General features: G+C 65.9%; 18 protein-coding genes. 13 read left to right on the top strand and 5 right to left on the bottom strand.

The genetic code is table 11. The features are described from left to right. The first annotated feature begins 71 nt into the window (after positions 1-71). The 6 genes from G3W89_RS28005 to G3W89_RS27980 are packed head-to-tail and all read left to right on the top strand — an operon-like array spanning position 72 to position 5,972. A complete protein-coding gene (locus tag G3W89_RS28005; protein WP_162577210.1) occupies positions 72-1,550 on the top strand; it encodes a DUF4178 domain-containing protein in 1,479 nt (492 codons plus the stop codon). A 22-nt stretch (positions 1,551-1,572) separates the two neighbouring features. After that, positions 1,573-1,794 carry a DUF350 domain-containing protein gene (locus G3W89_RS28000; RefSeq protein ID WP_162577209.1) on the top strand — a complete coding sequence of 74 codons (222 nt, stop codon included), beginning with the start codon at positions 1,573-1,575 and terminating at the stop codon, positions 1,792-1,794. Between the two features lie 16 nt (positions 1,795-1,810). Continuing rightward, entirely contained in the window at positions 1,811-3,376 is a 1,566-nt protein-coding gene (locus tag G3W89_RS27995; RefSeq protein ID WP_174258298.1) for a polyamine aminopropyltransferase, read from the top strand. Then, positions 3,373-4,956, top strand: a complete 1,584-nt coding sequence (locus G3W89_RS27990; RefSeq protein WP_162577208.1) for an FAD-dependent oxidoreductase — start codon at positions 3,373-3,375, stop codon at positions 4,954-4,956. The genes G3W89_RS27995 and G3W89_RS27990 overlap by 4 nt, the downstream gene beginning before the upstream one ends. A 51-nt stretch (positions 4,957-5,007) precedes the next feature. Next, a complete protein-coding gene (locus G3W89_RS27985; RefSeq protein WP_162577207.1) occupies positions 5,008-5,376 on the top strand; it encodes a TA system antitoxin ParD family protein in 369 nt (122 codons plus the stop codon). Continuing rightward, positions 5,376-5,972, top strand: coding sequence for a zeta toxin family protein (locus G3W89_RS27980; protein WP_162577206.1), 597 nt, complete (start codon positions 5,376-5,378; stop codon positions 5,970-5,972). The genes G3W89_RS27985 and G3W89_RS27980 overlap by 1 nt, the downstream gene beginning before the upstream one ends. Here the strand turns inward: G3W89_RS27980 and G3W89_RS27975 are convergent. Next, the gene (locus G3W89_RS27975) at positions 5,969-7,354 is read right to left on the bottom strand and encodes an aminopeptidase P N-terminal domain-containing protein (RefSeq protein ID WP_162577205.1); all 1,386 of its coding nucleotides are present in this window, start codon (positions 7,352-7,354) and stop codon (positions 5,969-5,971) included. The genes G3W89_RS27980 and G3W89_RS27975 overlap by 4 nt on opposite strands. Positions 7,355-7,491: 137 nt before the next feature. On the opposite strand from G3W89_RS27975, the gene G3W89_RS27970 reads away from it, so the two are divergent. Continuing rightward, entirely contained in the window at positions 7,492-9,558 is a 2,067-nt protein-coding gene (locus G3W89_RS27970; RefSeq protein WP_162577204.1) for a hypothetical protein, read from the top strand. A gap of 824 nt (positions 9,559-10,382) precedes the next feature. On the opposite strand, the gene G3W89_RS33045 is transcribed toward G3W89_RS27970, so the two are convergent. Then, entirely contained in the window at positions 10,383-10,556 is a 174-nt protein-coding gene (locus tag G3W89_RS33045) for a membrane or secreted protein (protein WP_174258297.1), read from the bottom strand. 89 nt (positions 10,557-10,645) lie between these two features. Here G3W89_RS33045 and G3W89_RS27960 point away from each other — a divergent pair, with 89 nt between their 5' ends. Next, complete coding sequence (locus G3W89_RS27960) at positions 10,646-12,433, top strand: hypothetical protein (RefSeq protein WP_162572190.1); 1,788 nt, start codon at positions 10,646-10,648, stop codon at positions 12,431-12,433. A 469-nt stretch (positions 12,434-12,902) separates the two neighbouring features. Continuing rightward, on the top strand, positions 12,903-15,338 hold the full coding sequence (locus tag G3W89_RS33120; RefSeq protein ID WP_162572189.1) for a hypothetical protein: 2,436 nt from the start codon (positions 12,903-12,905) through the stop codon (positions 15,336-15,338). A 54-nt stretch (positions 15,339-15,392) separates the two neighbouring features. On the opposite strand, the gene G3W89_RS27950 is transcribed toward G3W89_RS33120, so the two are convergent. Further along, the gene (locus G3W89_RS27950) at positions 15,393-16,085 is read right to left on the bottom strand and encodes a nucleotidyltransferase family protein (RefSeq protein ID WP_162577688.1); all 693 of its coding nucleotides are present in this window, start codon (positions 16,083-16,085) and stop codon (positions 15,393-15,395) included. Between the two features lie 11 nt (positions 16,086-16,096). Further along, complete coding sequence (gene speD / locus G3W89_RS27945; RefSeq protein ID WP_162577203.1) at positions 16,097-16,489, bottom strand: adenosylmethionine decarboxylase; 393 nt, start codon at positions 16,487-16,489, stop codon at positions 16,097-16,099. Between the two features lie 104 nt (positions 16,490-16,593). Here speD and tkt point away from each other — a divergent pair, with 104 nt between their 5' ends. Together tkt and gap are read left to right on the top strand one after the other, a co-directional pair. After that, positions 16,594-18,633, top strand: coding sequence for a transketolase (gene tkt / locus G3W89_RS27940; RefSeq protein WP_162577202.1), 2,040 nt, complete (start codon positions 16,594-16,596; stop codon positions 18,631-18,633). A 40-nt stretch (positions 18,634-18,673) separates the two neighbouring features. Beyond that, entirely contained in the window at positions 18,674-19,678 is a 1,005-nt protein-coding gene (gene gap, locus G3W89_RS27935; protein ID WP_162577201.1) for a type I glyceraldehyde-3-phosphate dehydrogenase, read from the top strand. An 81-nt stretch (positions 19,679-19,759) separates the two neighbouring features. On the opposite strand, the gene G3W89_RS27930 is transcribed toward gap, so the two are convergent. Then, the gene (locus G3W89_RS27930; protein ID WP_162577199.1) at positions 19,760-20,752 is read right to left on the bottom strand and encodes a hypothetical protein; all 993 of its coding nucleotides are present in this window, start codon (positions 20,750-20,752) and stop codon (positions 19,760-19,762) included. A gap of 109 nt (positions 20,753-20,861) precedes the next feature. Here G3W89_RS27930 and G3W89_RS27925 point away from each other — a divergent pair, with 109 nt between their 5' ends. Together G3W89_RS27925 and G3W89_RS27920 are read left to right on the top strand one after the other, a co-directional pair. Further along, the gene (locus G3W89_RS27925; protein ID WP_162577198.1) at positions 20,862-21,464 is read left to right on the top strand and encodes a restriction endonuclease subunit S; all 603 of its coding nucleotides are present in this window, start codon (positions 20,862-20,864) and stop codon (positions 21,462-21,464) included. Between the two features lie 26 nt (positions 21,465-21,490). After that, positions 21,491-23,011 carry a type I restriction-modification system subunit M gene (locus G3W89_RS27920; RefSeq protein WP_162577197.1) on the top strand — a complete coding sequence of 507 codons (1,521 nt, stop codon included), beginning with the start codon at positions 21,491-21,493 and terminating at the stop codon, positions 23,009-23,011. The last annotated feature ends 119 nt before the right edge of the window (positions 23,012-23,130 follow it).

Genomic DNA, 23,130 nt, shown 5'->3' with positions numbered 1-23,130 from the left:
CTCCGCTCCGGTTGAGCCTGTCGAAGCGTCTTCGACAAGCTCGCAGTGAGCGGACCTCGCCGTCGCCTTTCGTGGCCACCGACTCTTCCCAGCAGCGCTACTACCGCGCGCCCTGCCCTGGCTGTGGCGCGCCGGTCGAATTCCGGTCGGCGCAGTCCACCCACGCGGTCTGCCCCTATTGCCAGAGCACCGTCGTGCGCCAGGGCGACACGCTCGCGCGCACCGGCAAGATGGCGGAGCTGTTCGACGACTTCAGCCCGTTGCAGCTGTTCGCCGCAGGGCGTATTCAGGACCAGCCCTTCACCCTGGTCGGCCGGCTGCAGTACAGCTACGACGGCGGCCGGTGGACCGAGTGGATCGCCGCGCTCGACGGCGAGCGCACCGGCGTCCTCAGCGAGGACAACGGCGCCTTCGTCTTCTCGCTGCCGTACGAGTTGCAGCGCGAGGCGCCCCATCCGGCCGAGCTGCGTGTGGGCGCCACCACGGCATTCAACGGCCAGAGCTACACGGTAGCCTCGAACCAGCAGGTTCGACTGGTCTCTGCGCAAGGCGAGCTGCCGCGCCTGCCGGAGCTTGGCCGCCCTTTCGCCGTGGTCGAGTTGCGCAACGATCAGGGGCTGGTGCTCAGCCTCGACTACGACACCCAGCCGCCGGGCGCCTACCTCGGCCGAGCGGTGCGGCTGGAGGACCTGCAGCTGACCGGTCTGCGCGATGAATCAGCCAAAGAGGAAAAGGGCCGCAGCTTCAACTGCCCGAACTGCGGCTCGCCGGTCACAGTCAACTTTGCCGAGAGCAAGAGCGTCACCTGCCGCGCCTGCAACAGCATCATCGACCTGACGCAGGGTATCGGCGGCGAGTTGCGTCACGCGACGCAGGACGAGCGGGTGCAGCCGCTCATCCCCATCGGCACCACGGGCCAGCTGCAAGGTGCACAGTGGCAGGTGGTCGGTTTCCAGCACCGCATGGGCGTCGCGCCCGGCGACGACGAGCATTTCGGCTGGAACGAGTACCTGCTCTACAACAAGAAGCGCGGCTTCAACTTCCTGGTCGATGCCGAGGATGGCTGGAGCCTGGTCAAGCCCACCACCGGTGCGCCCACCATGGCCGAGAACGGCGCGCGGGCCACATACCTCGGGAAGGTCTACCAGCAGCAGTACACCTACAACGCCGAGACCAGCTACGTGGCGGGCGAGTTCTATTGGCAGGTCGAGCGCGGCCAGAAGACCTTCAACCGCGACTTCGCCAGCGGCAGCGCGCTGTTGTCGATGGAGCGCTCGGCCAAAGAGCTGACCTGGTCCTCCGGCACCAAGATCGACAGTGCCGCGGTGGCCGCAGCCTTCAAGCTCGACGGCAAGAACGACATGTTCAAACGCGGCGACGCGCTGCCGGTGAGCGCGGCCGGCAAGCTCGGCTGCGGCACCATCATCCTGATCATGGTGGTGATCCTCATCCTCTTGATCATCCTGAGCACCTGCACCAGCAGCTCGAGCGGTTCGCGCAGCTCGGGCGGCTCCTATGGCGGCTACTCCAGTGGCGGTGGCCACAAATGACTCTTTTTTCCGGAGGTCCTTCATGTTTGGAATTGAATGGCTGAGGCCCGCGGCCTTCCTGGGCTCGATCCTCTACGCGCTCATCGGCGTGCTGATGTTCTGGATCACCTTCGTGCTCATCGACAAGCTCACGCCCTACGACCTGTGGCAGGAGATCGTCGAGAAGCAGAACGTGGCGCTCGGCCTCGTCGTGGCCGCGATGAGCCTGGGCATCAGCATCATCGTCGCCGCCGCGATTCATTGATTTCTCGGTGAGCTCGATGAGCGAGGCCGCCTTGAATCCGGCTCCCGCGGCGGCGGGGCGCGGCCCGCCGCCGGTCGAGATCGCGCTGCTGGCCAGCGTGTTCGTGGTCGCGGCCTGCGGGCTGGTGTACGAGCTGAGCGCCGCGGCGCTCAGCTCGTACCTGCTGGGCGATTCGGTGCTGCAGTTCAGCACCATCATCGGCACCTACCTGTTTGCGATGGGCGTGGGCTCCTGGCTCTCGCGCTACTTCGAGCGGCAGCTGCCGGCGCACTTCCTGCGCATCGAGCTGATGGTGGCGCTGATCGGGGGCGCGTTGCCGGCGCTGCTCTTCATTGCCAACGCCTACATTCCCGGCGCGTTCCGCCTGCTGCTCTACGGCCTGGTGCTGGCGGTCGGCACGCTGGTCGGGCTCGAGATCCCGCTGGTGATGCGCATCCTTCGCCGCAACGTGATGCTCAAGGACCTGGTCTCGCAGGTGCTGACCTTCGACTACCTGGGCGCGCTGGCGGTGTCGGTCGCCTTCCCGCTGCTGCTGGTGCCCCAGCTTGGCATGATCCGCACCGGGCTGCTCTTCGGGCTCATGAACGCGGCGGTGGCGCTGTGGGCCCTGTGGCTCTTCAGGCACGAGCTGCGCCGCCTGGGCGCGCATGCGCTGGCCTGCGCGCTGGCGCTGGCCGTGCTGACGGCCGCCTTCGTCTTTGCGGGGCACATCACGACGCTGGCGGAAGACAAGTTCTACCAAGACCGCATCGTCTTCAGCGAGAGCTCGCCCTACCAGCGCATCGTCGTTACGCGCGGCGGCGCCGGGCACCGGCTTTTCCTCAATGGCAACCTGCAGTTCGCCGAGCGCGACGAGTACCGCTACCACGAGGCGCTGGTGCATCCTGTGATGGCGGCGCAAGGCGCACCGAAGAAGGTGGCCGTGCTCGGCGGCGGCGACGGCATGGCGGTGCGCGAGATCCTCAAGTACCCCTCGGTGGAGAGCATCACGCTGGTCGAGCTCGATCCGAACATGACGCGGCTGTTCAGCGAGCACGAGACGCTGGCCGCCCTCAATGGCGGTGCGCTCAAGTCGCCGAAGGTCAGGGTCGTCAACACCGACGCCTTCCAATGGCTGCAGCAGTCCGGCGAGGCCTTCGACGTGATCGTGGTCGACTTTCCCGATCCGACCAACTTTGCGATCGGCAAGCTCTACACGAATTCGTTCTACGCCTTGCTCGACAAGCGGCTCGCCGCCAGCGGCTACGCCGTGATCCAGACCACCTCGCCACTCGTCGCCCGCAAGAGCTTCTGGACCGTCGTCACCACCATCGAGTCCGTCGGCCTGGTGGCGACGCCCTACCACGCGCATGTGCCCAGCTTCGGCGAATGGGGCTTCGTGGTGGCGGGCCGCAGGCCTTACCGGCTGCCCGAGTCCTTGCCCGAGGGGCTGCGCTTCCTGGCCCTCCCGGCGCTGCCCCAGCTGTTCGAGTTTCCCCGCGACATGGCGCGCGTGCCGGCCGAGGTAAACCGGCTGTCCAACCAGACTTTGGTCACGACCTACGAGCAGGAGTGGGGCAAGGTTGTCGGCCACGGAGGATGAAGCGTCGCGCATTCCTCGGTGCCGCCGGCGCGCTGGCGCTCGGCGCCTGCATCGAGCGGCACGAGATCGAGGGCGGCTTCAACGGCATCGATGTCGCGCGCGGCCACGCACTGCGCGACGAGGTGTGGCGCCGCAGCGAGGCGCCTTCGGTCACGCGTCGTACGCGCGTCGTCATCGCCGGCGGCGGTGTGGCGGGATTGGCAGCCGCGCGCGCCTTGCGCATGGCCGGCATCGAGGACTTCGTGCTGCTCGAGCTCGAGGACCAGGCGGGTGGCAACAGCCGCGGCGGTCAGGTGGGCGGCATCGCCTGCCCTCTCGGCGCCCACTACTTGCCGCTGCCGGGCGACCAGGCACACGAGGTGCAGGACCTGCTCGAAGAACTGGGCCTGCGCCGCCGCGTGGGGGGTCGCTGGGAGTACGAAGAACGCCACCTTTGCCACAGCCCGCAGGAGCGGTTGTTCTTCCAGGGCGCCTGGCAGGACGGCTTGCTGCCCCTGCAGGGCCTGCACGAGCGCACGCTTGCGCAGTACCGCCTGTTCTCGCGGCGCGTGGAAGCCCTTCGGCGCGAAGCGCGCTTCGCCATCCCGACACTGCGCGCGCCGCTCGCGCCGCGCCTGCTGGAACTGGACGCCCTGCCCTTCGCGGCCTGGCTCGAACGCGAAGGACTCGACGATCCGCAGCTGCGCTGGTACCTCGACTACTGCTGCCGCGACGACTACGGCGCCGGTATCGCGCATGTCTCGGCCTGGGCCGGCATCCACTATTTCGCGAGCCGGCACGGCTTCCATGCACCCGGCGATGAGGACGCCGAGCGCGACGCGGTGCTGACCTGGCCCGAGGGCAACGGCTGGCTTGCGCGGCGGCTCGCGTCGCCGCTGGAGGACCGCCTCAAGACGGGTCATGGAGTGCTGCGCATCGCCGAGACCCGCTCCGGCGTCGAGGTCGAGGCCTTCGATGCCCCCGCCGGGGCTCGCGTGCGCTGGCAGGCGGAGCGCTGCATCGTCGCGCTGCCGGGCTTCATCGCCGCCCGCGTGGTGGAGAACCCGCCCGCGCCGTTGCGCGATGCGGGCGCCGCATTGCGCTATGCCCCCTGGCTCGTGGCCAACGTGCACTTGCGCGGGCCGCTGGCCGACCGGCCCGGCGCGGCGCCGAGCTGGGACAACGTGGTCTACGGCACACGCGGGCTCGGCTATGTCGACGCGCGCCATCAGGCGCTGGACCCGACCCCGGGCGCCACTGTGCTGAGCTGGTACCGGCCGCTCGGCCCCAGCACTTACGACGGCCCGGATGGCCGGCGCCTGCTGCTGGATCGGCCCTGGAGCGGCTGGCGCGACGAACTGCTGGCGGAGCTGTCGCTGCCTCATCCCGATCTTGCCGCGCTCGCCACACGCATCGAGATCACCCGCTATGGTCATGCCATGGCCATTCCCGCACCCGGAATGCTTGCCCGGCTCCGCACGCACGAGCGCATCGTCGCCGGCCGCCTGGTATTTGCGCACAGCGACTGGTCGGGGTATTCGATTTTCGAGGAAGCCTTTGTGCGCGGGCATCTCGCGGCAGCCCTGCCGAGCAACCGCTGAATTGCGGGGCATTGCCCATCTGGCGCAAAATGCGCCAATCAGGAGTGACACATGCCGATGCCAACCCCCTTTGCTTCCGTCAAGCTGCCGGCCGCACTGGTCGACAAGGCGCGCGATGCGGCCCAGCCCATGCGCCGTTCAGTGGCGAGCCAGATCGAGTATTGGGCCACGCTCGGCCGCGCGCTGGAGCAGACGGGTCTCTCCACGCAGGACAGCCAGGCATTGATCGCGCGCGAGGCAGGCGCAAGTTACACCGTTGCCGGCGAGGCGCCGCCGGCCCTCTCGTCCGAGCTCGATGCCCTGCACGGCCACGTCCTGGCTCTTGCCCAGTCCGGCGCGCTGGCCGAGCGCGCCAAGGCCGCGGTGGCCGAGAATCGCGCCAGGTCGCAGACGCGTCCGCGCAGCCGCCGCGCGGCCTGATGCCCGTTCTCCACCTCATCGCCGGCCCGAACGGTGCCGGCAAGTCGACGCTCTACCGCTACCTGATTCAGCCGCGCTACCCGCAACTGCCCTTCGTCAACGCCGACCTGTACGAGCGTGAACAGCTCGGCCACATCCGCCATGCTGTCCGACGCTCCGAGGCGGCGCGAACGTGGGCCGACGTCCAGCGCAAGAACCGACTGGACGCCGGACAGGCCTTCGTCAGCGAAACCGTCTTCTCGCATCCGTCCAAGCTGCAGCTCATCGCCGACGCGCGCGCCTTGGGATTCGAGGTCGCGCTCTATGCGGTGTGCCTGGACGATCCGCGCCGGCTTCTGGACCGGGTTCAGCAGCGCGTGAACGAGGGCGGCCACGACGTCCCCGTGAGCAAGATCATGGCGCGCTATCCGCGCACCCTCGAGAACCTGCGCCTGGCCGTGCGCGAGGTGCAACTCGCCATGTTGTTCGACGCAGCGGACACCGACACCGGAGGCCCCCACCTGGTCGCCTCCGTGGTGGGCGGCGAGGTCCGTCCCCACGGACCATGGCTGCCCGCCTGGGCTCGCCAAGTGCTGAGCCCCGCCGAGGCGGCTTAGGCCCGCATCAATGCCTCGATCTCGTCCGGCTTGACCGGCACCCCGCGCGAGATCAGCTCGCAGCCTGTCTCGGTCACGATCGCGTCGTCTTCGATGCGAATGCCGATGTTGTGGAACTGCTCCGGCACGCCTTCGCCCGGCCGCACATAGATGCCCGGCTCGATGGTCAGCACCATGCCCGGCTTCAGGATGCGGCTGGGGCGGTTCTTGATCAGCTCGTTCGACAGCGGGTCCCTTCGCTCGCTGACCTCGCCGGCCTGCGTGGGCTCCACATAGCTGCCGCAGTCGTGCACGTCCATGCCCAGCCAATGGCCGGTGCGGTGCATGTAGAAGGCAAAGTAGGCGCGCTTCTCGATCACGTCGTCCACGCCGCCCACTTTGTCGGCGTCGAGCAGCCGCAGGTCCAGCATCCCCTGCGACAGCACCTTCACCGTCGCCTCGTGAGGGTCATTGAAGCGAGCGCCCGCTCGCGTCGCGGCTATCGCTGCGTCTTGACTGGCCAGCACCAGCTCATAGAGGGCACGCTGCGGGCCGGTGAAGACGCCGTTGGCCGGAAAGGTGCGAGTGATGTCGCTCGCGTAGCCGTCCAGCTCGCAGCCTGCGTCGATCAGCACCAGCTCACCGTCGCGCACCGGCGCCACGTCGGCGCGGTAGTGCAGCACGCAGGCATTGGCGCCGGCGGCCACGATGGAGGTGTAGGCCGGGTACTGCGAACCGCCGAGGCGAAACTCGTGCAGCAACTCGGCATCCAGGTGGTACTCGCGCACGTCCCGGCCTTCGCGCAGCATGCGCGCCGACAGCTGCATCGCGCGAACATGGGCCCGGGCGCTGATCTGTGCCGCACGGCGCATCGTGTCCTGCTCGTGCGCATCCTTGATCAGGCGCATCTCGTCGAGCGGGCCACACAGGTCCCGCTGCTCATCGGGGCACAGCGCGCCGTAGCGAACCCTGGCGCGTACCGCCGACAGCCAGCCGTCAACACGCGACTCGAGCCCCTTGTGCGTCGCGAAGGGATACCAGACTGTTTTCTTGTTTTCCAGGAGCTTCGGCATGCGGCTGTCGAGTTCCTCGATCGAGAAAGCTTGGTCAACCTCCAATTCCGCCGCTGCCGCGTCGGGACCCAGGCGGTAGCCATCCCAGATCTCGCGCTCCAGGTCCTTGGGAGCGCAGAACAGGGTGGCATGTCCTTCGCTAGTGAGCACCAGAAGCGCGTTGGGCTCGACGAACCCAGTCAGGTAATAGAAGTAGCTGTCGTGCCGGAACAGGAAATCAGTGTCCCGGTTGCGGGGGCGCTCGGGCGCCGTCGGGACGATCGCAACCGCGTCCGGCCCCATATAAGAAGAAAGTTCTTTACGCCGAGAGGTTTGATGATTTGCGGCCATAGCGTGACTATGCAATACCTTTGTAACCCTCTCCTGGGAGAGTGAAAACACATCACGAAAACATTTGCAAGAAGGGTTGCCCTGTAGGAGTCCTCCCACGTACAAATCACTATCTTGTCAAACTGGAGGTGTTTTTGTTGAAGTTTTCATATAAAGGCGCTGCGCTGCTCACGGTGGTCGCGAGCGCCCTCATCACGGGTTGTGGAGGAGGTGGCGGAGGCGGCGGCGGTGGATTCGCCGCCCTCGGCGCGACAGCTACCGCAACAGACGCGGCTACGAGCACCGGCACCACGACGGACACGAGTACCGCCGCTGGCGCTGGCGCTGGCACCGGTACCGCCGCCGTTTCGGGCTCGGGCACCAATGCCACGCCGAGTACCCAGGCTCCGGCCAGTACAACCCCCGTCCCGAACGAAGTGATCGACACTTCCGGCGCTATTGCGGCCGATGCCTACAAGGCAACTGCCGCCCAGTTCGCCAAGGATGCGGGCATCGCTTACCGTTACGGCAATCCGGCTCCGGTCGACAACGCTGGCATTCCGACGCTGTCCCAGCGCTCGGACCAGACCATGAGCTATCACGCCGGTACCTGGCAAGTCGGCGGCCCTCTGCTCGCCGACGCTGGCCTTTATTCGACCAACCAGGCCCACGTGGGCTTCGTGGCGGACAACCCGGCGGTGCGCATGGGGGTGGGCGATCTGCAGATCTCGGCCGTCGACCACAACACGTTCTCGCAGGCGCCGCAGCTGCCGTGGCAGGAAGCCGCGGCGTGGGACGGCAGCGCAGGGCGCACCAACTACAACGTCAGCACCTACAAGACGGCCGGTCTCACGAACGGCGACCCGGTGGCGGTGGCGCGTTGCGGCGGACGCACGGGCTTCTGCTCGACCTCGCTGGTGGCCTTCAACAACGGCCTGATCGGCACGGCCGGCAGCAATACGGCGAACAACAAGGGTTCCGTCAAGCTGCCCGCGAACAAGGTGCCCACGGGCATCGCAGTAACCAACACCAGTGAATACGCGCTGGTGACGGTGTGGGACACGACGGCGATGAAGGGCCAGGTCGCGGTGATCTCGCTGGCCGGGCTGTGCAACAACTGCAATCCCTACGATTCCACTAAGAACGGCAGCTACGACGCGTGGTATGACTGGTGGCACGAGTGGATGGGTGTGTACCCGGGCTTGCCGAACATGGGCAACATCGCCTTCATGAAGGTACTGGGCTACATCGACCTGCCGGGCATGAACGCGCCGACCGAGATCGCGGTGACCACCGGCTTCGACCAGTTCCAGACCGCTTTGGGCGACAAGGGCGGGGAATTCATGGGCCAGACCTACTCGCCCCTGACCGATCCGGCCAAGCGCGCGACGTTCTCGGGTTCGGGCACCAACGCGAACCGGTACGCCAAGGCGGGTGTGGCGGTTGTCATCTCCAAGTCGGAGAAGAAGGCTGCGTTCATCGACCTGAAGCCGCTGTTCAGCTACGTCAACAGCGTCTACTTCGGCAATGGCCCGACGGAGTTCACGAACCTTGGGCAGGGTGACAGCCAATGGCCGTACACCTTCGCGTACAAGCCGCAGCAGACGCCGACGGTGATCTCGACCGTGGCACTGGACGACCGCCCCACCGCTGTAAAGACGACCCTGTTCGGCAACGTGCACCGCGCGTGGATCGGCACCGAATCAGGTTCCCTGCGGATCTACGGACTGGGCAACGTTCCCACCGGCACCACGGCGACGGATGTCGTTGAGAAGGGCCGTGTCGCGATCGGCAGAAACCCGACATCGCTCGCGACTTCGAAAATCGACCCCGACAACAAGACGATCGAGCCGCTGAACCAGCAGGTGTTGGTGGCCTCGCGCGGCGACCGCAAGATCCAATGGGTTCGGTTCAGTTCCGACGGCAACAGCGGCAGCGTGGTGCGCACCCTGCAGGACTCGCGCATCGTCGACCCGATCGCGGTGGAAGACGCCGACAACTTTGCCAGCGACAACATGGTGCTGAGCATTGCGGACTATGCAGGCAAGAAGGTGTCGAACTACCGCTACGGTTCCGTCATCTTCGCCAGTCGCGGTGGCTCCTGGTCCTGCCAGCCGCCCGGTGGTTGCCCCGTGCAACCTACCAACGGCGTCAACATCGAGTTCGGCGGCAGCTTTGCCATGGAAGGCAAGCCTTTCAACATTCGCACTGCGAACGTGCCCTGATCTGCTGAGATCCGGCGTCTTCCAGACCAAAAAAGCCCGCCTCGCGCGGGCTTTTTTATTTGTTTCCGCCGCCTTCCGGCCGCTCGTCCTACAAAACCGCGCGCCGAAATCCACTTACCCAACGTCGCGAATTTGCGTTGGAAGCGTTAGCAAGCACAACGTTAGTAACACGTCCCTAGGGAACCCAATACACATAGGAAAGGAAGTGCAAGAAGAGTTGCCCGGGGAGTGGATCACCCGTACAAACCCGAACTTGATCAATCTAGGAGGGATTTGTTTGAAAGTCATAGACAAAAGCGCGCTTCTGCTTTTTGTTGCAGCAGGCGCACTCGCAGGATGCGGGGGCGGAGGCAATGGTTCCGGCGGCGGCTTTGCCGCTTTGGGCTCGGAGACGTCACCAACGACCGCATCTTCCACCGGCGTCGCGCCGGCCGAATCATCTGCCGCGACGAAGGAAGGCGCGGCGCCCCTCAGCAAGCTTGATTCCAGCTGGGTCAAGATCGCGAACGAGGGCCAAACATTCACAGCGGCTGCGGGCACTCCCGTTCAATACGGTGCAAACGACACCTACGCCAGCAAGTCGCTGTCAGGCTCGGTAGCCTGCGGCAATGGGACCTTCGGGGACCCACTGCCCTATGTGGCGAAGGCGTGCTATGTGCAGACCGCGGCTGCGCCGGCGCCAGCCCCTGCACCCGCACCCGCACCCGCACCCGTAGCCGGTACGCGGCTGGCTAGCGAGGGCTCGTCCTTCACGCTGGCCTCCGCGACGCTGGTGCAATATGGCGTCAATGGGAAGTGGGCGCAAAAGACCGTGAGCGGCAGCGTCAACTGCACGAACGAGGTCTTCGGCGGCGACCCAGCGCCCTTTGTCGCCAAGGCCTGCTACTCGCTCGGCTCGGCGACCGCGCCGGCACCAGCGCCAGCACCAGCACCAGCACCAGCACCAGCACCAGCACCAGCACCAGCACCAGCACCAGCACCAGCACCAGCACCAGCACCTCAGGCCCCGTCCCCGGCTCCGGCGCCGGCCCCTGCCCCTGCCCCGGCTCCCGCCGTCTCCGGAGACGTCGTCGACAGCGCGGGCAACGTGCAGGCCAGCGCGTACCGTGCGATGGCGCCGCTTCTCGCCAAGGCAGAAGGCATTGCCTACCGCTACGGCAACGCGCCGGCGGTGGACAACAGCGGCATCCCGACGCTATTCAAGCGCGGCGACCAGACCATGAGCTATCACGCCGGTACCTGGCAAGTCGGCGGCCCTCTGCTCGCCGACGCTGGCCTTTATTCGACCAATCAGGCCCACGTGGGCTTCGTGGCGGACAACCCGGCGGTGCGCATGGGCGTGGGCGATCTGCAGATCTCGGCGATCGACCACAACACCTTCTCGCAGTCACCGCAGCTGCCGTGGCAGGAAGCGGCAGCGTGGGACGGCAGCGCAGGGCGCACCAACTACAACGTCAGCACCTACAAGACGGCCGGTCTCACGAACGGCGACCCGGTGGCGGTGGCGCGTTGCGGCGGACGCACGGGCTTCTGCTCGACCTCGCTGGTGGCCTTCAACAACGGCCTGATCGGCACGGCCGGCAGCAACACGGCGAACAACCGCGGCTCGGTCAAGTTGCCCGCGAACAAGGTGCCCACGGGCATCGCAGTGACCAACACCAGCGAATACGCACTGGTGACGGTGTGGGACACGACGGCGCTGAAGGGCCAGGTCGCGGTGATCTCGCTGGCGGGGCTGTGCAACAACTGCGACCCGTACAACCCCAACGGCGGAACGCCCACGGGCATGCGCAGCGGGACCTACGACCGCTGGTATGACTGGTGGCACGAGTGGATGGGTGTGTACCCGGGCTTGCCGAACATGGGCAACATCGCCTTCATGAAGGTGCTGGGCTACATCGACCTGCCAGGCATGAACGCGCCGACGGAAATCGCGGTGACCACGGGCTTCGACCAGTTCCAGACGGCGCTGCCGGAGAAGGGCGGGGAATTCATGGGCCAGACCTACTCGCCCCTGACCGATCCGGCCAAGCGCGCCAGCTTCAGCGGTTCGGGCAGCAATGCCAACCGGTACGCGAAGGCGGGTGTGGCGGTCGTCATCTCCAAGTCGGAGAAGAAGGCTGCGTTCATCGACCTGAAGCCGCTGTTCAGCTACGTCAACAGCGTCTACTTCGGCAATGGCCCGACGGAGTTCACGAACCTTGGGCAGGGTGACAGCCAATGGCCGTACACCTTCGCGTACAAGCCGCAGCAGACGCCGACGGTGATCTCGACCGTGGCACTGGACAACAAGCCGACGGCAGTGCGGACGACTCTGATGGGCAACGTGCATCGCGCCTGGATCGCCACCGAGGAAGGCTCGCTGCGGATCTACGGACTCGGTAACGTTCCCACCGGCACCACGGCGACGGACGTGGTCGAGAAGGGCCGTGTCGTGATCGGCAAGAACCCGACCTCCTTGGCCATCTCGAAGATCGATCCGGACAACAAGAGCATCGAGCCGCTGAACCAGCAGGTGCTGGTGGCCTCGCGCGGCGATCGCAAGATCCAGTGGGTGAGGTTCGGGTCCGACGGCAACAGCGGCAGCGTTGTTCGCACCCTGCAGGACTCGCGCATCATCGACCCGATCGCGGTAGAGGACGCCGACAACTTTGCCAGCGACAACATGGTGCTGAGCATTGCGGACTACACGGGCAAGGCGGTGTCGAACTATCGCTACGGCCCCGTGATCTTCGCAAGCCGCGGGGGCTCCTGGGCTTGCCAGCCGCCCGGCGGTTGCCCGGTCCAGGCGACCGGCAACATGAACATGGAGTTCGGCGGCAGCTACACGATGGAGGGCCGGCCCTTTACGCTCCGGTCGGCCAACGTGCCCTGATAGCCCCTCGCTTCAGCCAATTTACGGCCCGCCGATGCGCGGGCCTTTTTTTTGGCTGTTGTTTCCCTCAGACATCGGCTGTCCACAACGAATTCTTCAGTATGCGAATTCCGAAATCTCAAGTAACCATATGAAACTAACGTAACGCCAAGGCGTTAGAAAGCGCAACAAAGCAACCGAATGAAAGTAACGTAGGACTGAACTTACAAGTTAACTCGATTCGGAGCCCTGGATGAAAGTCACGGAAAAAAGCGCTTTGCTCCTCTTTGTTGCCGCGGGCGCCCTGGCGGGTTGTGGAGGCGGCGGAGGTGGCTCCGGTGGAGGATTTCCGGTTTCGTTCACAGGCGACGCCACGCTGACGCCCGCGCCCGCCGTTGCAGATCTGGCGGTCGCAAAAGAGTCGGAATCGTCGGACAAGCCACTCGATTCGAGTTGGACGAAGGTCGCCGAGGAGAATCAAGGGTTCAGATTGGCTACCTTGCAGGCGGTGAAGTACGGCGCCAAGTCGACCTGGCAGACCAAGTACCTGTCAGGGTTCGTCGTCTGCAGCAACGCGACCTTCGGCGACCCGCTGCCCTATGTGGCGAAAGCCTGCTACGTCCAGCCCACTGGTGCCGCATCGACACCAGCGCCAGCGCCAGCGCCTGCACCAGCGCCTGCACCAGCGCCAGCACCAGCGCCAGCACCAGCACCTGCAGCAGCACCAACCACAGGAACGCAGCTGGCCCAGGAGGGGGCTTCTTTCACCGTGCCTCTTGCCACTTTGGTGAAGTACGGCTCTGGCACTTCGTGGCTCGTGAAGACTGTGACTGGCACTGGGCAGTGCACCAACGAGTTCTTCGGCCGCGATCCCCTACCCTTCGTAGTGAAGGCCTGCTATTCGCTCGGCGCTGCCGACGCCGCGCTCGTGCCTGCACCAGCACCAACACCAGCACCAGCGCCAGCGCCTGCTCCCGCACCAGCGCCTGCTCCCGCACCAGCGCCGGCTCCCGCACCAGCGCCTGCTCCCGCACCAGCGCCGGCTCCCGCACCAGCGCCGGCTCCCGCACCAGCGCCGGCTCCCGCACCAGCGCCGGCTCCGATCCCCACCGGCGACGTCGTCGACAGCAGCGGCCGCGTCGTTGCTGACGCTTACCGATCGCTGGCATCCAAGCTCGCGAAGGCAGAGGGCATCAGCTATCGCTATGGCAGCGCGCCGGCCGTGGACAACAGCGCTATCCCGACCTTGATCAAGCGCGGCGACCAGACCCTGAGCTATCACGCCGGCAACTGGCAGGTCGGCGGCCCGGTGTCGGCAGATCCGGGCCTGTACTCGACCAATCAAGCCCACGTGGGCTTCGTGGCCGACAACCCGGCCGTGCGCATGGGCGTTGGCGACCTGCAAATCTCCGCCGTCGACCACAACACCTTCTCGCAAGCGCCGCAGTTGCCTTGGCAGGAAGCCATGGCATGGGATGGCAGCGCCGGGCGCAACAACTACAACGTCACCACTTACAAGAGTGCGGGCCTGGTGAGCGGGGATCCGGTCGCGGTGGCGCGTTGCGGCGGCCGGACCGGTTTCTGCGCGACCTCGCTGGTGGCCTTCAACAACGGCCTGATCGGCACCGCCGGGAGCAACACGGCGAACAACCGGACCTCGCTCAAGCTGCCCGAGGGCAAGGTGCCGACGGGCCTGGCGATCACCAACAACAGCGAATACGCGCTGGTGACGGTGTGGGATACCGTGGCGCTGAAAGGCCAGGTGGCCGTGATCTCGCTGGCCGGGCTCTGCAATAACTGCGACCCGCTCAACCCCAACGGCGGTACCCCGACCGGCATCGGAAGCACTACGTACAGCGCCTGGTACGACTGGTGGCACGAATGGGGGGCCGTCTATCCGGGCCTGCCCAACATGGGCAACACCGCGTTCATGAAGGTCCTGGGCTATGTCGACCTGCCGGGCATGAACGCGCCCACGGAGATCGCTGTCACCACCGGCTTTGACCAGTTCCAGACGGCGCTGCCCGAGAAGTACGGCGAGTTCATGGGCGAGACGTACACGCCGCTGACCGATCCGGCCAAGCGTGCGACTTTCACGGGCACCGGCACCAACGCCAACCGATATGCACGGGCGGGCGTGGCGGTGGTGATCTCCAAATCGGAAAGGAAGGCCGTCTTCATCGACCTGAAACCGCTGTTCAGCTACGTCAACAGTGTTTACTTCGGTGCCGGTCCGACCGAGTTCACGAACCTGGGCTACGCGGACAACCAGTGGCCCTACACCTTCGCCAGCAAGCCGCAGCAGACGCCGACCGTGATTGCCAGCGTGGCGCTGGACGACCGGCCCACGGCGGTGCGTACTACCCTGTTCGGCTCGGTCCATCGCGCCTGGGTCGCGACGGAGAGCGGTTCGCTTCGGATCTACGGACTGGGCAACGTGCCGGCCGGCACCACGGCGACGGATGTCGTCGAGAAAGGCCGAGTGGTCGTCGGCAAGAACCCGACCTCGCTGGCCATCTCGAAGATCGACCCGGACAACAGAACCATCGAGCCGCTGAACCAGCAGGTGCTGGTGGCCTCGCGCGGCGATCGCAAGATCCAATGGGTTCGGTTCAGTTCCGACGGCAACAGCGGCAGCGTGGTGCGCACCCTGCAGGACTCGCGCATCGTCGACCCGATCGCGGTGGAGGACGCCGACAACTTTGCCAGCGACAACATGGTGCTGAGCATTGCCGACTACACAGGCAAGGCCGTGTCGAACTACCGTTACGGCTCCGTGATCTTTGCGAACCGGGGCACGTCATGGGCCTGCCAGCCGCCGACCGGGTGTCCGGTCCAGCCCACCGGCAGCATCAACATGGAGTTCGGCGGCAGCTACACGATGGAGGGCCGGCCGTTCCATATCCGAACGGCCAATGTGCCCTGATGCAGCGGGTCTCCCGGTCTGGCGACTGTCCGTCCCGCCCCTGTGCGGGCCGCTTCATTCCGCGTTCAGTGCTGCGAGTCGCTCGGGCGTACCGACGTCGGTCCAGGGGCCTCGGTAGAGCTCGGCACTGACCCGGCCGCCGGCGATGGCCTCGCGCAGCAAGGGCGCGAGAGGCGCCTTGACCCCGCCCGCGTTGCCAGCCGGAATGTCGCAGTAAGGCGGCGCGAAAAGTGCAGCGCGGTACAGGCCGATGGTCGAAAAGGTGTGCTTCGCCGGCGCATCGTTCAGGGCCAAGCCGTCGGCCGAGATCCCGAAGTCGCCACGCGGGTTGTGCGGTGGGTTCGGCACCAGCCACAGGTGCGCGAGCCTTCCGCTGGCCACGAAACGGTCCACCGCTGCCCGGCTGAACGCGAAGTCCGGCGCGTACACGTCGCCCGCCAGCACCCAGAAGACATCTCCCAGCAGCGGCAGCGCACGCACGATGCCGCCCGCCGTCTCCAGCGCACTGCCGAAGTCGCGAGCCTCATGCGAATAGACGATTTCGGAAGCGGCGTGACGCGGCCCAAAGTGCAAAGCAATCTGTTCGCCCAGCCAGCCGGTATTGACCACCAGCCGCGCGAAGCCGCCGGCAGCCAGAGCTTCCATGGGCCATTGCATCAGCGGCTTGCCCCGTACCTCGAGCAGTGGCTTGGGCCGCTGGTCGGTCAGCGGCCGCATCCGTTCGCCGCGACCGGCAGCGAGGATCATGGCGCGGATGCTCACTGGAAGGGCTCCGCCCCGATCGTGCCGCGTTGCAGCGAATGCCGCTCCGTGCGCTTCGGCATGAAGATCGCCTCGAGCGACGCCGTCAGCGCCTGCGCCTTGGCCGAGTGATCGCCGCCAAAATTGCAGACATAGACATCGAGCGTCGCACCACGCTGCTCGGGCCAGGTGTGCACGCACAGGTGCGACTCGGCCAGCAGAACCGTGGCCGTGACGCCGCCCGGTCCGTGCGGGCCACCTGGAAAGGAATGGAACAGCGTGCCCACCGCCTGCAGGCCCACGGCATCGACCGCCCTCACGCATGCAGCCCCCAGGGCCTGCGCGTCCACAAGCCAACGCGTCTCGCAACGGCAATCGTGGAGGTCGGCGGTCAGGTGCAGGCCATGCATGGCCGGCACTCTATCAGCCCTCTGCCGCACCTCCGGGCGAGCACCAGGCACCGCCCGCTAAAATCTCGGGCTCCCCAACCTGCTCCCAAGAAAGTTCCGACCTCATGGCCAACCAAGCCTTGATGGCCAACGCGATTCGCGCGCTGGCCATGGATGCCGTTCAACTCGCGAACTCGGGGCATCCGGGCGCACCGATGGGCATGGCCGACATGGCGGTCGCGCTGTGGGGCGATCACCTCAAGCACAACCCCGTCAACCCGCAGTGGTTCGACCGCGACCGCTTCGTGCTGTCCAACGGCCATGCTTCGATGCTTATCTACGCCGTGCTGCACCTGACGGGTTACGCGCTGCCCGTAGACGAGCTCAAGCGCTTCCGCCAACTGCACAGCAAGACCGCCGGCCATCCCGAAACGGGGATCACGCCCGGCGTGGAGACCACCACAGGTCCGCTCGGCCAGGGCATCACCAACGCGGTCGGCTTTGCGCTGGCCGAAAAGCTGCTGGCCGCAGAGTTCAATCGGCCCGATCACCCCATCGTCGACCACCGCACCTACGCCTTCCTGGGCGACGGCTGCCTGATGGAGGGCATCAGCCACGAAGCCGCCGCACTGGCCGGCGCCTGGAAGCTTGGCAAGCTGATCGCGCTCTACGACGACAACGGCATTTCGATCGACGGCCCCGTCAAGCCCTGGTTCATCGACAACACGGCGGAACGCTTCAAGGCCTATGGCTGGAGCGTGATCGGCCCCGTCGACGGCCACGACGTGAAGGAGGTGTCGGATGCCATCCACCAGGCCCGGCAGCAGGACGAGCGCCCCACCCTCATCATCTGCAAGACGCAGATCGGCAAGGGCAGCCCCAATCGCGCCAACACCGCCAAGGCGCATGGCGAGCCGCTGGGAACGGACGAAATCGGCCTCACCCGCACGGCGCTGCAATGGCCGCACGAGCCCTTCGATCTGCCGCAGGCCGTGTACAAGGAATGGGACGCCAAGGCGGCCGGCGCGCAACGCGAAGGCGCGTGGAACGACAAGTTCGCCGACTACGCCAGGCAATACCCGGACCTGGCGGCCGAGTTCACCCGCCGCATGAAGGGCGAGCTGCCGAAGAACTTCCACCAGACCGCGTTCGATACCGTCGTCACGGCCCACACCAAGGCTGAAACGGTGGCCTCGCGCAAGGCCTCGCAGCTGGCGCTCGAAGCCTTTACTGCCACCTTGCCCGAGCTGTTGGGCGGCAGCGCCGATCTCACCGGCTCCAACCTGACCAACACCAAGAGCACGCCGGCCCTGCGCTTCGATGCCACCGGCGCCGTGGTGCGCACCGAAGGCAACGAACAGCTGCCCGACGGCATGCCGGGTCGCCACATCAACTACGGCGTGCGCGAGTTCGGCATGGCAGCCATCATGAACGGCGTCGCGCTGCACGGCGGCTTCATTCCCTACGGCGGCACCTTCCTGACCTTCAGCGACTACAGCCGCAACGCCATCCGCATGGCGGCGCTGATGAGGCAACGCGTGGTGCACGTGTTCACCCACGACTCCATCGGCCTTGGCGAGGACGGTCCCACGCACCAGTCCATCGAGCACGCCGCCTCGCTGCGCCTCATTCCCAACCTCGACGTCTGGCGCCCCGCCGACACGGCCGAGACCGCGGTGGCCTGGGCCGTCGCGCTCCAGAACGCCACGCGCCCGACTGCGCTGCTGCTGTCGCGCCAGAACCTGCCCTACGCGCCCAAGAAGGACCTCGCCGACATCAGCAAGGGCGCCTACGTGCTGGCCGAGCCCGAGCTCAAGAAGAAGCTGCAGGCCGTCATCATCGCCACGGGATCCGAAGTGCAGCTCGCGCTCAAGGCGCAGGAGCTGCTGGCCGCGAAGAAGATCGCCGTGCGCGTGGTCTCCATGCCTTCCACCACCACCTTCGATCGCCAGAGCGTCGCCTACAAGAAGAGCGTGCTGCCGCAGGGAACACCGCGCATCGCGGTCGAGATGGGCGCCACCGACGGCTGGTGGAAGTACGGCGTCGCGGCCGTCGTCGGCATCGACACCTACGGCGAGTCGGCGCCTGCCGGCGTATTGTTCAAGCATTTCGGCTTCACGGCGGAGAACGTCGCTGCCACGGTCGAGGCGGCGCTCGCGCGCTGATCCGGCCGCATCCAGTTTTCAACTTCCAGGAGCAAACCACATGGCTATCAAACTTGGCATCAACGGATTCGGTCGCATCGGTCGCAATGTGCTGCGTGCGGCGGTGCAAAACTTCAAGAACGACGTCGAGATCGTCGCGATCAACGATCTGCTCGAGCCCGAGTACCTGGCCTACATGCTCCAGTACGACTCGGTGCACGGCCGCTTCCAGGGTGAGATCACCGTCGAGGGCAACACCCTGATCGTCAACGGCAAGAAGATCCGCCTGACGCAGGAGCGCGAACCTGCCAACCTCAAGTGGGGCGAAGTGGGTGCCGACGTGGTGCTCGAATCCACAGGCCTCTTCCTCACCAAGGAGACCTGCCAGAAGCACCTCGACGCGGGCGCCAAGAAGGTGATCATGTCGGCGCCGAGCAAGGACGACACCCCCATGTTCGTCTACGGTGTGAACGACAAGAAATACGCCAATGAGGCCATCATCAGCAACGCCAGCTGCACCACCAACTGCCTGGCGCCTCTGGTCAAGGTGCTCAACGACAAGTGGGGCATCAAGCGTGGCCTGATGACCACCGTGCACGCCGCCACTGCCACCCAGAAGACCGTGGACGGCCCCAGCAACAAGGACTGGCGCGGTGGCCGCGGCATCCTCGAGAACATCATTCCCTCCAGCACTGGCGCGGCCAAGGCCGTGGGCGTGGTGATCCCGGAGCTCAACAAGAAGCTCACCGGCATGAGCTTCCGCGTGCCGACCTCGGACGTGTCCGTGGTCGACCTCACGGTCGAGCTGGTGAAGGAAGCGACGTACAAGGAAATCTGCGCCGAGATGAAGGCCCAGAGCGAAGGCGCGCTGAAGGGCGTGCTGGGCTACACCGAGGACAAGGTCGTCGCCACCGACTTCCGCGGCGACCCGCGCACCTCCATCTTCGACGCTGAAGCCGGCATTGCACTCGACGGCACCTTCATCAAGGTGGTGAGCTGGTACGACAACGAGTGGGGCTACTCCAACAAGTGCCTCGAAATGGTGCGGGTGGTCGCGGCCAAGTAGCCCTTCCTCCGCTGCCGCTCGGAACGCGCCCATGGGCGCGTTTTTTGTTGTACGAGCGTATCTCGGGCCGCCAAGCGGCGCTCAGGCGCCCGCTCCCATCGGCTTGGCCGGGTACCAGCTGCGCTGCGGCATGTCGTAGGCATGGTGCAGTTGCGTCCCCTGGTTCAGGAAGGTCAGAACGCCCCGCCGCTTGAGGGCGTCTGTCACGATGCGGTAGCCCATCGAGAGCGAGTCGACCGGCGCCGACATGAAAGCCGTCTTGGTGTACTCGCGCTGCTCGCGTGGCTGGCGGTCGCCGACCAGCCGGTCCAGCACCCGGCTCGAGAGATGGTCGGGGTTGCCGTCGTTGGGTACCTGCATCAGCCGAAGATTCGTGGGCAGGCCCAGGCCCAAGTGTTCCGCGAAGGTGGAGGCGTCGCTCAGCGCCCGGATGCCTGCATTGCTCGTCAGCAGCACGCCCCGGCCTTCGAACTCCCCATACAGCACGACGCTCGACTCGTCCTCCGCAGATGTCGCTGCATCGCGGGGCAGCGGCTCGAAATCCCAGCGGCTGCCCATGCCTGCACTCGCCAGCCGCATCCACCGTGCCGCGTCGGCCAGCGTCAATCCGGCCCCGCGCGGCAGCGCCGTCCCGAAGGCGGGCAGCAGGCCCTCCACGTACCAGCTCCGGTTGGGCGACAGCACGGTGAACGGGCCGACGACCGCGCCGGCGAAGGGCTCATGCACCGACACCTGTCGTGCCAGCGCGAGCGCCTCCAGCTTCTTGGCCATGGCCATGGCCTCCCAAGTGCGATCGGTGTGCGCCCAGGGCCGGTGCATCCACAGCTCTCCGACGCTGAGCCTTTCGAGAATCAGCTCGAGGCCTTCGGAACGCCGGGCGCCAGGATGCGAACTCACCATGTAGTCCACGTGCGTGCTGAGGCAATACGCCTGCACGTGGCTCACCAACTGTTGGGCCGAGGCACGTGTACCGCCGTCGCAGACCAGCAGCTTGTAATTGCCGGGTGTGCCCCATCGCACGAGGATGGCCGAGCCGCCGGTCTCGGCGGGGAAGAAATCGACTTCGTAGCCCACGAATGCTCCCTGACATATCAACGCATCACTCGAGTTGATGCATAGAAATTTGTTGTTGATGCTCAGAGTGTGTGCGAGAAGATGCAGCTGTGCAAGTAGCATGTGCATCATGTCCATTCATGCAATTAGCACGCCTTTGGGCGCCGAGGTTCGCATTCGAGCGGGCCATCCCTTCCGCGGCGCCATCGCGGACGTCCGCGGCGGCCCCGTCCTTGCCGTACAGATGAAAGACCTGGACCCGGTCCACGGCGTTGATTGGCAGGGCGTCATCCGCACGCGGCTGGAGGGACGGCGCGAGCCCGACTGGCTGGCGGCCGAAGACCTGCTCTTCGTCGCGCGGGGCACGCGCTTCTACGCCACTTGCGTCGGCGATCTTCCCGGGCCGTCCGTGTGCGGCCAGCACCTCTTCCATCTCCGGGTCAAGCCCGGGCGCGCGCTGCTGCCCGCCTTCCTTGCCTGGTTGATCAATCAGGCACCGTTCCAGCGGGCTTTGCGGCGCGCAGCCGAGGGCTCCAGCCAGCTGAGCGTGCGCCGGCCTGTGCTTGAATCGCTGCCCATCGGCGTGCCGTCTCTGGCCGACCAGCAGCACATCGTCGCGCTGGCCAGCCTTGCGCGACGAGAGCGGCAGCTGCACGACCTGCTCGTGCGCAACCGCGAACGGCAGTTCGAATCGATTGCCGAAGCGCTTGCCCGCGCCTCGGGCAACGCATGACACAACCCAGGGAAATCGAGAAACGCATGAACGAGACAACCACCAGAGCGATCAGCCAGGACAGCATCAACGCCGCCGTGTGGGCAGCCTGCGACACCTTCCGAGGCGTCGTCGATCCGAGCACCTACAAGGACTACGTGCTTCCGATGCTCTTTCTCAAATACGTATCGGATGTCTGGCAGGACCACTACGACGGCTACAAGGCGCAGTACGGCGACACCGCCTCCGACCTCATCGAGGAACTGCTCAAGACCGAGCGCTTCGTCCTGCCGCCCAGCGCCAGCTTCTACGCACTGCATGCCTCCCGATACGAGCCGGGCAACGGCGAACGCATCGATCGCGCGCTGCATGCCATCGAAGACGCCAACATCGCCAAGCTGCGAGACGTGTTCCAGAACATCGGCTTCAACGCCAACAAGCTCGGCGACGAACAGCAGAAGAACGACATCCTGCGCCACCTGCTCGAAGACTTCGCCAGGCCCGAGCTCGATCTTCGCCCCAGCCGTATCGGCCAGCTCGACCTGATCGGCAACGCCTACGAATACCTCATCAGCCACTTTGCCTCGTCGAGCGGCAAGGCCGCCGGCGAGTTCTACACCCCGCCCGAAGTTTCCAGCCTCATGGCGCGCCTGATGGACCCGCAGGAGGGCGAAGAGATCTGCGACCCGGCCTGCGGGTCCGGCTCGCTGCTGCTCAAGTGCGGCCGACTGATCCGCGACCGCACCGGCTCCAAGCGCTACGCCCTTTACGGACAGGAGGCCATCGGCAACACCTGGACGCTGGCCAAGATGAACCTGTTCATGCATGGCGAGGACAACCATCGCATCGAGTGGGGCGACACGCTGCGAAACCCGAAGCTGCTGGCGAGCGACACGAGCCTGCGCCACTTCGACGTGGTCGTCGCCAATCCGCCATTCAGCCTGGAGAAGTGGGGGTACGAGGCGGCAGAACGAGACAAGTTCGGCCGCTTCCGTCGGGGCTTGCCTCCGCGAACGAAGGGCGACTACGCTTTCATCCTCCACATGGTCGAGACCATGAAGCCCGCCAGCGGGCGCATGGCCGTCGTCGTGCCGCACGGCATTCTCTTTCGTGGCGCCGCAGAAGGGCGCATCCGTCAGAAGCTCGTGGAGGAAAACCTCCTCGATGCCGTCATCGGGCTGCCCGAGAAGCTCTTCTACGGCACCGGCATTCCGACCGCCGTGCTCGTGTTCCGCAAGAACAAGGCCGACGACCAGGTGCTCTTCATCGATGCGAGCCGTGATTTCCAGGCTGGCAAGAACCAGAATCTGTTGCTGGAGGCGGACTTGCAGCGGGTGCTCGACGCCTACAGCGCACGCGTGCCGATTGAGAGGTTTGCGCATCTCGCAACTTCGAAAGAAATAGCGCGCAACGACTTCAATCTGAACATTCTTCGCTATGTCGACATCTTCGAGGAAGAGAAGCTGATCGACGTAGCGGAACTGCAGCACGAGCGAGAGGTACTCAAGAGGGAGCTCGCGGGGGTCGAGGAAAAAATGGCTGCGCAGCTCGCGGAGATAGGGGTATGAGCGACACGCCCAAATTGCCGCGACCCTACGACGAGGCCGAGGTGACTTCACACCCAACCATTGCAGTCCTGGCAACGGTTCACGCCGAAGTTGTGCGCCAGTCATGCGGAGACTGATCG

The sequence above is a fragment of the Variovorax sp. PBL-H6 genome, from assembly GCF_901827155.1.
Lineage (GTDB): Bacteria > Pseudomonadota > Gammaproteobacteria > Burkholderiales > Burkholderiaceae_C > Variovorax.
Note: the sequence above shows the minus strand (reverse complement) of the source record. Positions and strands in the feature narration are given on the sequence as shown.